This is a genomic window from Pseudomonas sp. PB106 (assembly GCF_009764645.1).
GTDB lineage: Bacteria > Pseudomonadota > Gammaproteobacteria > Pseudomonadales > Pseudomonadaceae > Aquipseudomonas.
In genome coordinates, this window is record NZ_RWIM01000088.1 from 1 (window position 1) to 11,505 (window position 11,505).

Consider the following 11,505-nt stretch of genomic DNA (forward strand, 5'->3'; position numbering starts at 1 on the left):
AGAGGCGATCTTTTGATCTTGAAAAACAAAGTCAAAAGATCGCAGCGTGCCGCAGCTCAGGTTATGTGGTGGCGATGCGGGCCGGTTGCACCGCGGTCTTGCGCCCGAGCATGACGGTCGCAATCACGCCGCACGCAAACACCCAGGTAATCGGCTCGACATGCTCACCAAAGAACAACGCCGAAAACGCGATGGTGAAGAAAATCTGCAACAACTGGACCTGACTGACCCGGGAAATCCCGCCCATGGCCAGCCCCGCGTACCACGCGAAGAAACCAAGAAACTGCGAGAACAGCGCCACATAACCAAACGCCCACCAGGTCTTGGCGGACACCGCGCCGTGATGTTGCAGCGCCAGATACAGCACCGGTCCGATCAACAGTGGTGTCGACAGCACCAGCGCCCAGCAGATCACCTGCCAGCCGCCCATTTCCTTGGCCAACCGGCCACCTTCGGCGTAACCCAGCCCACCGACCGCAATCGCGCCAAGCATCAACAGATCACCCGCCTGAATACTGCCGGCCCCGGTGTACAGCGCATAACCGAGCACCAACGCACTGCCCAATGCCGCGCAGGCCCAGAAGGCTTTCGACGGGCGTTCATGGGACAGCCACGCCGCATACAGCGCCACGCACAGCGGCTGCAAACCGTTGACCAGCGCGCCGTGGGACGCCGGCAAGGTTTGCATGGCCCACGCCGACAGTACCGGGAAACCGAGAATCACCCCGGCGATCACCATGCTCAGGCCTTTGACTTGCCGCCACGTCGGCCATTTCTCGCGACGCCACAACAACAGCACCGCCGCCGGAATCGCCGCGAACAACGCACGACCCAACCCGTTGAGCAGCGGATGCAGTTCCTGCACCACGATGCGGGTGAAGGGCAGGGTAAGGCTGAAAATCACCACACCGAGCAGACCGAGGGCCATGCCGGTGTTTTCGCGCGAGGACATGAGGGGAGACCAGAATTGTAGGTGGCTGGGAATGACCTTCATCAAGCCATAAACGGTGGGGTTGTGGCTGTTACAGCTAGGCACTTACTTATCCGTACAGTTTGAGATCGCATCGCTGGCAAGCCAGCTCCCACAGTGTCCGAGTTGAACACAGCATCGGTGATCGCTTCAGAACCTGTGGGAGCTGGCTTGCCAGCGATGAATTCAACTCGGTAGTAGCCCGTTGTTACCCGTCACTGTCGAATAGGTCTACCTTCAATACTCCCAAGCATTCTCCAGAGGAGTCCTCCCCATGGCCGCGAAAAAGATCCTGATGCTGGTCGGCGATTACGTCGAAGATTACGAAGTGATGGTGCCGTTCCAGGCCTTGCAGATGGTCGGTCACACCGTCCACGCGGTCTGCCCGGACAAGGCTGCCGGCCAGACCGTGCGCACCGCGATCCATGATTTCGAAGGCGACCAGACTTACAGCGAAAAACCCGGTCACCTGTTCGCCCTCAATTTCGACTTCGCCAAAGTCAGCGAAGCCGACTACGACGCGCTGTTGATCCCCGGCGGTCGGGCGCCGGAATACCTGCGCCTCAACGAAAAAGTTCTCGATCTGGTGCGCGCCTTTGACAAGGCCGGCAAGCCGATTGCGGCGGTCTGCCACGGCGCACAACTGCTGGCGGCGGCGGGTGTGCTTGAGGGGCGTGAATGCAGCGCCTATCCGGCCTGCGCCCCGGAAGTGCGACTGGCGGGCGGTACGTACATCGACATTCCGGTGACGGACGGCCACGTTCAAGGCAATCTGGCTACCGCCCCGGCGTGGCCGGCGCATCCGAACTGGCTGGCCGGTTTCCTCGGTTTGCTCGGCACCAAAATCACCCTGTAACGAGGAATCGCCGATGTGCGAGCTCTACGTCAAGGCTGACCCGATTCTCTACGAATCGCGCTCGCGTTCGCTGCGCATCTGCGGCGTGGTGACGACGTTGCGCCTGGAGAATCAGTTCTGGGACATCCTCAGCGAAATCGCCGAGGTCGACGGCATGACCACGAACCAACTGATCGCCAAGCTGTATGAAGAGGTGATGGATTATCGTGGTGAGGTGGTGAATTTTGCCTCGTTTCTGCGGGTGAGTTGTATGCGCTATTTGAGTCAGCGACGGGTAAGTGCACCGGAACTTTCGGTGGTGCGGGCGGTGGTGAAATAGCCGAGACCGGGTTGACCCTTTCGCTGGCAAGCCAGCTCCCACAGTTATTGTGATGCGGCACAGGTATAGGGCACACAACAGACCACTGTGGGAGCTGGCTTGCCAGCGATAGGGCCAGTGCAGGCGACAGATAACCCGGACTGGTCTTTACTCTGAAGCGCGAAATCTCTCAATCGCCAAGGAGAAACCAGCATGTCCGGATGGTACGAAGTGAGTAAAAGCAGTAACGGCCAGTTCAAATTTGTGTTGAAAGCAGCGAATGCCGAAACCATTTTGACCAGCGAGCTGTACACCACCCGCGCAGCCGCCGATGGCGGTATTGCGTCGGTACAGACCAACAGTCCGCTGGATGAACGCTACGAGAAAAAGACCACCAAGGACGGCCACCCGTACTTCAACCTCAAGGCTGCCAATCACCAGATCATCGGCAGCAGTGAGTCGTATTCGTCGGCCGCCGCGTGCGACAAAGGCATTGCCAGCGTCAAGACGAATGGGCCGAGCAAAGTGATCAAGGACAAGACGTTGCCGGTGCTCTGAGCTCACTTTCAATTCCGACAAGATCCCAGTGGGAGCGAGCTTGCTCGCGAAAGCGGTCACTCGTTCAACATCGATGTTGACTGAACTGACGCCTTCACGAGCAAGCTCGCTCCCACAGGTAAAATGCATTCCAAATACCGGAGTGAGCCTGCTCGCAAAAGCGTCAGTCAGGCCGGCATCAAACCTCGACAGGCACCGACAATTTCGGACTGCCGAGTGCATGGCTCTTCGCATCAAAAAACCGCAACTCAACACCGGTCCCTTCAAACACCTTCACGTAATGCCGCTTCTGATGTTGAACAAACGCCGCACTGCGCGGATAAATCGAGATCGCCACGGTCTTCGGTTTCGCCAAGCGCAGCGCGCGAACGATGTGCGCATCCTGCTCGCCCAGCGCATGACCGAAGATGCACAGACTGTCGCGATGCCCGAGCAATTGCTGATAACAGAACGACAGATAATCCGAACTGCGAATGGTCTTGAGCTTGTCCGCGCTCGGCCCTTCGGTGACGAACAGCGGCACGTCGTCCAGGGTCTTGATCGTATTGTTGATCGCGAAGCTAGCGAGCAACGTGCCCTCGGTCGAGGTCAACTTGCGCGCGGTGCCCTCCTGATTGCGCACCAGATGTAGACCACCGTGCAGGTACAGCAAACGCGGTTTGTCGGTGGCGCTTTCGCTCAGATCGAAACTGGCACTCGGGCCGTTGAACAGGTCGTCGATGGCGTCGCTCTGGTGTTGCAGTGCCCAGTAATTGAGCAAGTCGTAATTGGTGGTGAACACCGTGCGATAGCGCGCCAGTTCTTCATTCAGCGTCGCCAAAGTTGAAGCTTTCACCAGTCGCCACGGAATGTGCACCGCGTGCACACTGTTGATCAGCGCTTCCTTGATCGCGTAGTAGCGATTGCGCGGCGCCGCGGAGCTGACGGCCAGCGCCTTGTTGACCCGACTGGTGGTTTTCAGTGCCCCGAGCACCTGTTCGAAGCTGCGTGTCTGCATGGCGTCGAACACCGCCAGTTCCGACGGGCTCAGCGGTTTTTCTTCGACGGTGCGGGCGTTTTCGAACAGCGAGTCGTAGCCGAAGTCGTCCCACACGGCGCGGCTGGCGCCATTGCCCACCAGCAGACCGTTGAACTCGGTCGCGGCGCGCAGGGTGTTCCAGTCTTCGAGGGTGGCGTCGACATCCAGAAAATCGGTCATTGCGCAGGTGTCTCAAAACAAAGGGGCTGATGGGCGGCGACTTTATCACGAGCGGGCATTGAGCCAGATCAACATCGTCCGTGACCGATCGGTCGATGCTGTGCCTGTCCGCCGGATCGCAGCCGTCGATTTGGCCCCAGTCAGGAGACGCACGATGAGCAGCACCTTTTTTATTCCGGCGGTCAACATCATGGGCAATGGCTGCCTCGACGAAGCCATGGTCGCGATCCGCAACTACGGTTTTCGCAAGGCGCTGATCGTCACCGACGCCGGACTGGCCAAGGCGGGCGTGGCCACGATGATTGCTGAGAAACTGGCGATGCAGGACATCGACTCGGTGATCTTCGACGGCGCCAAACCCAACCCGAGCATCGCCAACGTCGAGTCCGGGCTGGGCTTGCTCAAGGAAACCCACTGCGATTTTGTCGTGTCCCTCGGCGGCGGCTCGCCCCACGACTGCGCCAAAGGCATTGCTCTGTGTGCGACCAATGGCGGGCAAATTGGCGACTACGAAGGCGTTGATCAGTCGAGCAAACCGCAACTGCCGCTGATTGCCATCAACACCACCGCCGGCACCGCCAGCGAGATGACCCGCTTCTGCATCATCACCGACGAATCGCGCCACGTGAAAATGGCCATCGTCGACCGTAACGTCACGCCGCTGCTGTCGGTCAACGACCCGGAACTGATGGTCGGCATGCCCAAAGGCCTGACCGCTGCCACCGGTATGGACGCACTGACTCACGCCATCGAAGCCTATGTGTCGACGGCGGCCAACCCGATTACCGACGCCTGCGCGCTCAAGGCTATGACCCTGATCAGCAACAACCTGCGTCTGGCCGTGCGCGACGGCAGCGACCTCGCCGCACGGGAGAACATGGCGTACGCGCAGTTCCTCGCCGGCATGGCCTTCAACAATGCCTCCCTCGGTTATGTGCATGCGATGGCGCATCAGTTAGGCGGTTTCTATGATTTGCCCCACGGCGTGTGCAATGCCGTGCTGTTGCCCCATGTGCAGACTTTCAATGCGCTGGTGTGTGCCGAACGTCTGACCGATGTGGCTCACGCGATGGGCGCTGACATCCGTGGTTTCAGCCTGGAAGAGGGCGCGCAAGCGGCGATCAGCGCAATCCGTTGCCTGGCCAGCGATGTCGAGATTCCCGGCGGCCTGCGTGAGCTGGGCGCCAAGCTGTCGGACATTCCGATTCTGGCGACTAATGCCCTGAAAGACGCTTGCGGCCTGACCAACCCACGCGCGGCAGATCAGCGGCAGATTGAGGAGATTTTCCGCAACGCGTTTTGAGATTTTCGGTGTCTGCAATGACGCTTTCGCCAGCCTGCTCGCTCCCACAGGGGATCGCATTTCTTCATCTGAAATACGATCAAAATGTGGGAGCGAGCTTGCTCGCGAAGACGGACTTCCAGACGCTGAATCATTAGCAGGCTTATCCAGCGGTTACGAGATTCCTCTCAAACACCCCACCAAACTGAATCAACACCACCCCGCCAATCAATAACACCGCACCCAACACCCGCGACACCGTCAGCTGTTTCTCCACCAACCCAAACAACCCAAAGTGATCCAGCACCATCGAAGCAATCACCTGCCCGGCCAACGCCAGCGCCACGAATCCCGAAGCCCCGAGCCTGGGCAGCAACACCACCGCCAGCGCCACAAAACACACGCCAAACGCGCCACCCGCCCACATCCACAACGGCGCCTTGCTGATAAACGCCAGCGAGGGCAGCGGTAAACGCAACGCCAGAATCACCGGCAACAACACCAACACGCTCACCAGCAACGACGCCAGGGTCGCCCACAACGGATGCCCCAAACCACGCGCCAGATTGCTGTTGATCGCGCTCTGGAACGGCACCACCGCGCCAGCAATCGCGGCCAATATCAACAGGCCGGTCCAATGCAAGGTACTCATGTTCTAACTCCAACAGGTTTTGCTGGACTCTAGAGTATTCGTCGCGCAGATTTAAATTCCGTTTTCTCATCCAGAACATGCACCAGATGAATGATCTGCGCCGTATCGACCTCAACCTGTTGGTGATCCTCGACGCCTTGCTCAGCGAGCAACACGTCACCCGCGCCGCCGAGCGTCTGCATCTCAGTCAACCGGCGGTCAGCCATGCGCTGGCGCGGTTGCGCGATCTGCTCGGCGATCCGCTGCTGGTGCGCGCCGGCGCGACACTGGTGCCGACGGCGCGGGCGCTGGAACTGGTCGCGCCGCTGGCCGAAGCGTTGGCTCAGGTGCAATCGCTGCTGGCGCCAAACACCTTCGATCCGGCCAGTGCGCGTCGGACCTTTCGTGTGGCGATGTCGGATTACGGTGCGGCGATCATTCTGCCGGGGTTGATCCGCACCTTGCGCCGGGAAGCACCGGGGATCGACCTGCAAATCAGCCACGCCAGTCGCGAAGGCATGCTCGAAGGCGTGCTCAATGGCGATATCGACGTCGCCGCCGGCGTCTTCCCGGAAATGCCCAACGAACTGCGCAGCTCGGTGCTATTCGAAGAGCGCTACGTCTGCCTGCTGGATCGCCAGACGCTGCCGGCCAACGGTGTACTGGATTTGCCAACCTACCTGTCGCGGCCTCACGTATTGCTGGAAATGCGCGGCAGCGGCACACCCGAAATCGAACGGGCACTGACGTCACTGCGCGAACGCCGCCGCGTGGCGATCAGCCTGCCGCACTGGAACGTTGCGCCACAGTTCATCAGTGGCACGGATCTGATTCTGACGGTGTCTTCGCGCAGCGTGCGCGAGATTGATCAGCAGGATTTGATCGTGGTGCCGCCGCCGTTCGAAATACCGCCGTTCACGTTTGTACTGGCGTGGCATAAGCGGCGGGGTGGGGATCAGGCGTTGAATTGGTTGAATCGGAGGATTGAGGAGGGGATAGAGCGAGCTTAGGTTGGCTTGATGCTCAAGGGGGTAGCTTGCTCAGGTGTGTGGGCATTCCATTTTTCGGCAATCTTCCGAATCTCGTCATCTGAAGCGAAATCTTCAGTGTCAGCCTCGTTCAATGCTTGTCGGATTTGCTCAGCTATCCAAACTTCGCGAGTGAGGTATTCGCTTAATGCGGCTATCACCAAGCATGACTCGTTGCGGCCTGTCGCGTTGGCAAGGGAGGCGAGAGAGTGAGCAATTTCATCTGGAAGCTGTAAAGAAATAATCGGCATTTTTCTCCCTCTGCTGTCTTTTTGGATTTTGACGCTACAGCGTTATGCCAGGCGTGACCAGTCGGACTATGCAACGCGTTAGCTATTGCCTTTGTTGAAACGGCCGATAGAGCAGGGGATAGTGCGCGGCTCTGTTTTGACGACATTGCGTTATGACGGAAAGTCTTATGTTTTACCGCACGGCTTCAAAGGCCTGTAACCGGCCTGCACAACACGACATTTATCAAGGAAGAACCATGCTCACTGCAACCAGACTCCTGATTTCCCTTGGTTTGCTGGCCCTCACCAGCCAAGCCCAAGCCGCCTGCACCACCCAGGGTTTTGACGGCAAATCCATGTCGCGCTGCAATGTCTGGCCGGCGTTCCCGAGTCAGGCGATTTCGGTCAAGTCCACCTTCCTGGCCGATGCCGGCGGGGACGATGCCGGAGCGTTCGATCTGGATCTGGCGATCCTCAATGCCAGCGACGCCAGGCCCATCGCCACTTACCGCAAGCCGGGCGCCTACAACTCCGATGCCGTGCGTCTGGAGGATGTGCGCATTGATACGGCTCGCTACCGGCTGACGCCGGACGTCCGGGCGTTTGGTCTGCGCTCAAAGTTCGCCCACAGTTCTCGCGCCAATCCCTACGAAAAAACCGACCTGGCGCTGTATGTCCGCGAAGGCGCGGAATTGCGTCCGGTGCTGGAGGGATTGGTCGTCGCCAAAAGCAACGGTGAATTCACCAACGACTGCGAAGGCTATGTGAAGAAAATCCGCCGGACTGTCGAAATAAGCGCGACCAGTCATCATGGCTTGGCCGATCTGCTCATCACCACCAACGGCACGAAAGTGACCAACACCCAGTCGGGCAAAGAGTGTCTTTCCAAAACCGCGTATCTGAAGCAGAAACAAGTGACCCTGATCTACGATGGTCAGCAATACGTCGTCCCCGAAGACCTCAGAGGTTACTGACCCGATGCTCACCGGCCTTAATCACCTGACCCTCGCGGTCAGCGATTTGCAACGCAGCCTGGCGTTCTACCGCGATGTGCTGCAGTTGCGCGTCGAGGCGACGTGGGATGCCGGTGCCTATTTGTCGTTGCCTGGTTTGTGGTTGTGCCTGTCGCTGGATCCGCTGCGAAAAGCCGAAGCGTGCACCGATTACACGCATTACGCTTTCAGCCTCAATGCAGCCGATTTCTCCACGTTCGTAGCAAAGTTAAAAGCGGCGAACGTGCGGGAATGGCGCGACAACCGCAGCGAAGGCGCGTCGTTCTACTTCCTCGATCCCGACGGCCACAAACTCGAAGTGCATGTCGGCGATCTGGCTTCCCGGCTGGCAGCGTGTCGGCAAAAACCGTACGCCGGCATGCGTTTTTACGACGAGCCGTGATCAGGCGCAATCCGCTGATATAGACTGACCGCCACGTGTTCTGGCGCTGACAGGTTTTCCATGACTCCATCGTTGCTAATGGCCGTGCTGGCCTCAGGTTTCATCTACGGCATTACGCCAGGGCCGGGTGTGCTGGCGGTGTTCGGCATTGGCGCGGCTCACGGGCGGCGGGCCGGAGCCGGGTTTCTCTGCGGGCATCTGCTCGGCGACGTGGTCTGGTGCAGCACAGCGTTGATCGCGATTGTCGGCGCACGGGAAATCGGCAGCACCGCGTTTGATGTACTCGGCGTGCTCAGCGGCCTGTACCTGTTCTGGCTTGGCTGGCGTGCGGTGCGGGCCAAGCGGCGCAGCGGCGACGAACCGCAGGGTGCGGCGCGTAAGCCGTTCTGGCACGGCATTCTGTTCGGTTTGACCAATCCCAAGGCCTACCCGGTGGCCGTTGCAACGTTTACCGCGCTGCTGTCGAGCCGTGCCGAGCTGCTCAACTGGTCGATGTTGCCGATGCTGATTGCCCTGAGTTTCCTTGGCGGATTGCTGGCCTACGCTATTCTCATCGGCGTGGTCGGCGCGCAGCGGGTGCGCACGATGTATCAACGGCATGAGCTGCTGATCACCCGGCTGTGCGGCGTGATGTTTATCGGTTTCGCCATCAATGCACTGGCGCATGCGCTGCCGGGATTGATGCCCAACAAGGCTTGAGTGTGCGTGCAGGGATGCGCAATCAAGATGTCACGGATGGTCGATCAGTGCTGCATTACCCGGACACCCACGCTGAACCATGGAAAGCCGAAATTCCGCGCCGTTGGCGAGTTACATCGACCTGTTGCTGGACGCCGTTTGCGCGGTCGACAAGCAGGGTCGCTTCGTTTTTGTCAGCGCCGCCTGCGAGCGGATTTTCGGCTATACGCCTGAAGAGTTGATCGGTCGGCCGATGATCGAGCTGGTGCACCCGGCGGATCGTCAGCGCACCCTCGCGGCCGCCGGCGAAATCATGGGCGGCGAGCCCAAACACAATTTCGAAAACCGCTATGTGCGCAAGGACGGCAGCGTCGCGCACATTCTATGGTCGGCGCGCTGGTCGGAAGTCGATCAGCTGCGCATCGCCGTGGCGCGCGACATCACTGAACGCAAGCAGGCTGAATCGCGGCAGGCTGCGCTGTATGCGATCTCTGAAGCGGCCCATGTCGCCGAGGATCTGCTGGCGCTGTTCAAACGTATTCACCTGATCATTGGCGAGTGGTTGCCGGCGCTGAATTTCTCCGTGGCGCTGTATGACGAACATTGCGCACAGCTGAATTTTCCCTATCACGTCGACGATCACGAATCGCAGCCCGAACAACCGGGCACCGTCACCGGGCGCCTCTGTGCGGAAGTTATCCGAAGCGGCCAGCCGATTCTTCTGACACCGGACAGTCCGGATTCCTCGCCAGATTTTGCTGCGCTGGTCGCCGGACAAAACTCACCGTGCTGGCTGGGTGTGCCGCTGAATTCGAAGAACGGCACCATCGGCGCGCTGATCGTCAAAAGCCTGCCCGGCGGCGAGCGCTATACGGAACAGGACAAGGAACTGCTGCAATACGTCTGCGCCCAAGTCGCCACGGCCATCGAGCGTCAGCAACTGCATGCGCGGCTGCGGCGGATGGCGCAATACGATCAACTGACCCAATTGCCCAATCGCGAACTGCTGCGCGAGCGCATGAAAGCCGCTTTGGCCGGCGCTCGCGAGCAGGCCGGGTACATGGCGTTGCTGTATGTCGATCTGGACCGCTTCAAACAGGTCAATGACACCTTCGGCCATCCGGTGGGCGATATGTTGTTGCAAACCGTGGCCAATCGCCTCAAGGGTTGTGTCCGCGAAACCGACACCGTCGCACGGATCGGTGGCGATGAATTCGTCGTGCTGTTGCACAGCGTGCACGCCGCAGAAGATGCCGACAGCGTGGCGGAAAAAATCCGACAGGTGCTGCTGCAACCCATGCGTCTGGATGGCCACAATCTGCAGATCGAACCGAGCATCGGCGTGGCTCGCTACCCAGAGCACGGCAGTGAGGAACAGCAACTGTTTCGCCATGCCGATCAGGCGATGTATGCGGCCAAACGCTTGAACCAACTCGTGCTTGATCGTTGATTCGGCGCCGCCGTTCGTCGCGCAGTCCGCAACTTTTCTAAACCTTTGCCGGCCAGAAAATTCTCAATCTAGGCGGGCACCTGCTCGCCACGATCATTACCAAGAGGTAGAGAATCATGCCTAATTCAAGAAACTCGAACTCGGGAAACTTCGCCAACGATCGAACGAAGGCCTCTGAAGCTGGTCGCAAAGGTGGGAAAACCACCACAACGACTGTCGACAAAGAGCCAAAACCTGACATGGGCCGCAAGCCCGCTCAGAAATCGAAGTAGTCGGTGAAGGTTGTTTTGATTGAGAGGCGGGGGCGTAAGCTCCCGCTTGAATTTCGCAAGTAAGGAGGGCGCGACCATGAGCCGGATGGCCACCCGTATACGCAACATCAGTTTTGCATCCCTGTTGGGCCTGTGCGCCAGTAGCGCGTTCGCCCAGTCGCCCGCCGATTTCATCAACGATGCCTCCGCCAAAGGCATGGCCGACATCGAAGCCAGTCGTCTGGCCCACAGCAAGGCCGAATCCAAAGAGGTCAAGGACTACACCATTGTCGTCATCAACGACCGCACCACGGCCAACCAGCATCTGGCGAAAATCGCCAAAAAGCTCGATCTGCCCGTCGCGCCCCGTGAAGAACTGGCCGGCAAGGCAAAAGAATTGATGCCGCAAGTGACCGAGGGCGCCTCTTTTGATCAGGCGTACGCGGCGAGTCAGGTCAAAGCCACTGAAGAAGCCATCGAGCAGATTCAGCAGGAAGCGCAGACCACCGACGTGCCAGAGATCAAGGCTTTCGCCGATGAGACGCTGCCGAAGCTGCAAAGTCATCTGGAGAGGGCTCGCGCGCTTCAGGCTAGCCGTTAATCAACAGTAAAAGATCGCAGCCTTCGGCAGCTCCTACACCAAACGTTGTAGGCGCTGCCGAAGGCTGCGATCTTTTGAT

15 protein-coding genes are annotated in these 11,505 nt (G+C 59.3%); 11 read left to right on the forward strand and 4 right to left on the reverse strand.

From position 1 onward, the window contains the following. Window positions 1-61: 61 nt before the first annotated feature. Window positions 62-952 (reverse strand): DMT family transporter, encoded by an 891-nt coding sequence (locus EJA71_RS11855; RefSeq protein ID WP_158957011.1) that lies wholly within the window; start codon window positions 950-952, stop codon window positions 62-64. A 292-nt stretch (window positions 953-1,244) separates the two neighbouring features. On the opposite strand from EJA71_RS11855, the gene EJA71_RS11860 reads away from it, so the two are divergent. The 3 genes from EJA71_RS11860 (at window position 1,245) to EJA71_RS11870 (ending at window position 2,682) form a co-directional block, all read left to right on the forward strand. Further along, window positions 1,245-1,826, forward strand: coding sequence for a DJ-1/PfpI family protein (locus tag EJA71_RS11860; RefSeq protein ID WP_122608806.1), 582 nt, complete (start codon window positions 1,245-1,247; stop codon window positions 1,824-1,826). A gap of 13 nt (window positions 1,827-1,839) precedes the next feature. Then, a complete protein-coding gene (locus EJA71_RS11865) occupies window positions 1,840-2,145 on the forward strand; it encodes a ribbon-helix-helix domain-containing protein (protein ID WP_007916314.1) in 306 nt (101 codons plus the stop codon). A gap of 192 nt (window positions 2,146-2,337) precedes the next feature. Then, window positions 2,338-2,682, forward strand: coding sequence for a YegP family protein (locus tag EJA71_RS11870; protein WP_158957013.1), 345 nt, complete (start codon window positions 2,338-2,340; stop codon window positions 2,680-2,682). Between the two features lie 178 nt (window positions 2,683-2,860). On the opposite strand, the gene EJA71_RS11875 is transcribed toward EJA71_RS11870, so the two are convergent. Continuing rightward, the gene (locus EJA71_RS11875; RefSeq protein WP_158957015.1) at window positions 2,861-3,880 is read right to left on the reverse strand and encodes a DUF4917 family protein; all 1,020 of its coding nucleotides are present in this window, start codon (window positions 3,878-3,880) and stop codon (window positions 2,861-2,863) included. A 154-nt stretch (window positions 3,881-4,034) separates the two neighbouring features. Between EJA71_RS11875 and yiaY the strand changes: the two genes are divergently transcribed. Further along, a complete protein-coding gene (yiaY, locus tag EJA71_RS11880; RefSeq protein ID WP_158957017.1) occupies window positions 4,035-5,183 on the forward strand; it encodes an L-threonine dehydrogenase in 1,149 nt (382 codons plus the stop codon). 142 nt (window positions 5,184-5,325) lie between these two features. On the opposite strand, the gene EJA71_RS11885 is transcribed toward yiaY, so the two are convergent. Beyond that, window positions 5,326-5,814 carry a DMT family transporter gene (locus tag EJA71_RS11885; protein ID WP_158957019.1) on the reverse strand — a complete coding sequence of 163 codons (489 nt, stop codon included), beginning with the start codon at window positions 5,812-5,814 and terminating at the stop codon, window positions 5,326-5,328. A 77-nt stretch (window positions 5,815-5,891) separates the two neighbouring features. Here EJA71_RS11885 and EJA71_RS11890 point away from each other — a divergent pair, with 77 nt between their 5' ends. Next, entirely contained in the window at window positions 5,892-6,803 is a 912-nt protein-coding gene (locus EJA71_RS11890) for a LysR substrate-binding domain-containing protein (protein WP_178113684.1), read from the forward strand. On the opposite strand, the gene EJA71_RS11895 is transcribed toward EJA71_RS11890, so the two are convergent. Then, window positions 6,800-7,072, reverse strand: coding sequence for a hypothetical protein (locus tag EJA71_RS11895; protein WP_158957023.1), 273 nt, complete (start codon window positions 7,070-7,072; stop codon window positions 6,800-6,802). The two genes, EJA71_RS11890 and EJA71_RS11895, sit on opposite strands and share 4 nt — an antisense overlap. Before the next feature lie 236 nt (window positions 7,073-7,308). Here EJA71_RS11895 and EJA71_RS11900 point away from each other — a divergent pair, with 236 nt between their 5' ends. From EJA71_RS11900 to EJA71_RS11925, 6 genes are all read left to right on the forward strand, one after another. Further along, window positions 7,309-8,025 carry a hypothetical protein gene (locus EJA71_RS11900; RefSeq protein WP_158957025.1) on the forward strand — a complete coding sequence of 239 codons (717 nt, stop codon included), beginning with the start codon at window positions 7,309-7,311 and terminating at the stop codon, window positions 8,023-8,025. Between the two features lie 4 nt (window positions 8,026-8,029). Continuing rightward, a complete protein-coding gene (fos, locus tag EJA71_RS11905) occupies window positions 8,030-8,446 on the forward strand; it encodes a fosfomycin resistance glutathione transferase (protein WP_158957027.1) in 417 nt (138 codons plus the stop codon). Window positions 8,447-8,506: 60 nt separating this feature from the next. Then, a complete protein-coding gene (locus EJA71_RS11910; RefSeq protein ID WP_158957029.1) occupies window positions 8,507-9,145 on the forward strand; it encodes a LysE family translocator in 639 nt (212 codons plus the stop codon). 79 nt (window positions 9,146-9,224) lie between these two features. Then, window positions 9,225-10,574 (forward strand): bifunctional diguanylate cyclase/phosphodiesterase, encoded by a 1,350-nt coding sequence (locus tag EJA71_RS11915; protein WP_158957031.1) that lies wholly within the window; start codon window positions 9,225-9,227, stop codon window positions 10,572-10,574. A gap of 116 nt (window positions 10,575-10,690) precedes the next feature. Further along, window positions 10,691-10,846: a KGG domain-containing protein gene (locus tag EJA71_RS11920; RefSeq protein ID WP_007911485.1), complete on the forward strand. Its 156-nt coding sequence runs from the start codon at window positions 10,691-10,693 to the stop codon at window positions 10,844-10,846. A 76-nt stretch (window positions 10,847-10,922) separates the two neighbouring features. Beyond that, window positions 10,923-11,426: a DUF4142 domain-containing protein gene (locus tag EJA71_RS11925; protein ID WP_158957033.1), complete on the forward strand. Its 504-nt coding sequence runs from the start codon at window positions 10,923-10,925 to the stop codon at window positions 11,424-11,426. The last annotated feature ends 79 nt before the right edge of the window (window positions 11,427-11,505 follow it).

Bases quoted from the DNA above. Each gene is read 5' to 3' on its own strand.
- EJA71_RS11855 (WP_158957011.1), bottom strand. From the start codon at position 952: ATGTCCTCGCGCGAAAACACCGGCATGGCCCTCGGTCTGCTCGGTGTG.
- EJA71_RS11860 (WP_122608806.1), top strand. From the start codon at position 1,245: ATGGCCGCGAAAAAGATCCTGATGCTGGTCGGCGATTACGTCGAAGAT.
- EJA71_RS11865 (WP_007916314.1), top strand. From the start codon at position 1,840: ATGTGCGAGCTCTACGTCAAGGCTGACCCGATTCTCTACGAATCGCGC.
- EJA71_RS11870 (WP_158957013.1), top strand. From the start codon at position 2,338: ATGTCCGGATGGTACGAAGTGAGTAAAAGCAGTAACGGCCAGTTCAAA.
- EJA71_RS11875 (WP_158957015.1), bottom strand. From the start codon at position 3,880: ATGACCGATTTTCTGGATGTCGACGCCACCCTCGAAGACTGGAACACC.
- yiaY (WP_158957017.1), top strand. From the start codon at position 4,035: ATGAGCAGCACCTTTTTTATTCCGGCGGTCAACATCATGGGCAATGGC.
- EJA71_RS11885 (WP_158957019.1), bottom strand. From the start codon at position 5,814: ATGAGTACCTTGCATTGGACCGGCCTGTTGATATTGGCCGCGATTGCT.
- EJA71_RS11890 (WP_178113684.1), top strand. From the start codon at position 5,892: ATGCACCAGATGAATGATCTGCGCCGTATCGACCTCAACCTGTTGGTG.
- EJA71_RS11895 (WP_158957023.1), bottom strand. From the start codon at position 7,072: ATGCCGATTATTTCTTTACAGCTTCCAGATGAAATTGCTCACTCTCTC.
- EJA71_RS11900 (WP_158957025.1), top strand. From the start codon at position 7,309: ATGCTCACTGCAACCAGACTCCTGATTTCCCTTGGTTTGCTGGCCCTC.
- fos (WP_158957027.1), top strand. From the start codon at position 8,030: ATGCTCACCGGCCTTAATCACCTGACCCTCGCGGTCAGCGATTTGCAA.
- EJA71_RS11910 (WP_158957029.1), top strand. From the start codon at position 8,507: ATGACTCCATCGTTGCTAATGGCCGTGCTGGCCTCAGGTTTCATCTAC.
- EJA71_RS11915 (WP_158957031.1), top strand. From the start codon at position 9,225: ATGGAAAGCCGAAATTCCGCGCCGTTGGCGAGTTACATCGACCTGTTG.
- EJA71_RS11920 (WP_007911485.1), top strand. From the start codon at position 10,691: ATGCCTAATTCAAGAAACTCGAACTCGGGAAACTTCGCCAACGATCGA.
- EJA71_RS11925 (WP_158957033.1), top strand. From the start codon at position 10,923: ATGAGCCGGATGGCCACCCGTATACGCAACATCAGTTTTGCATCCCTG.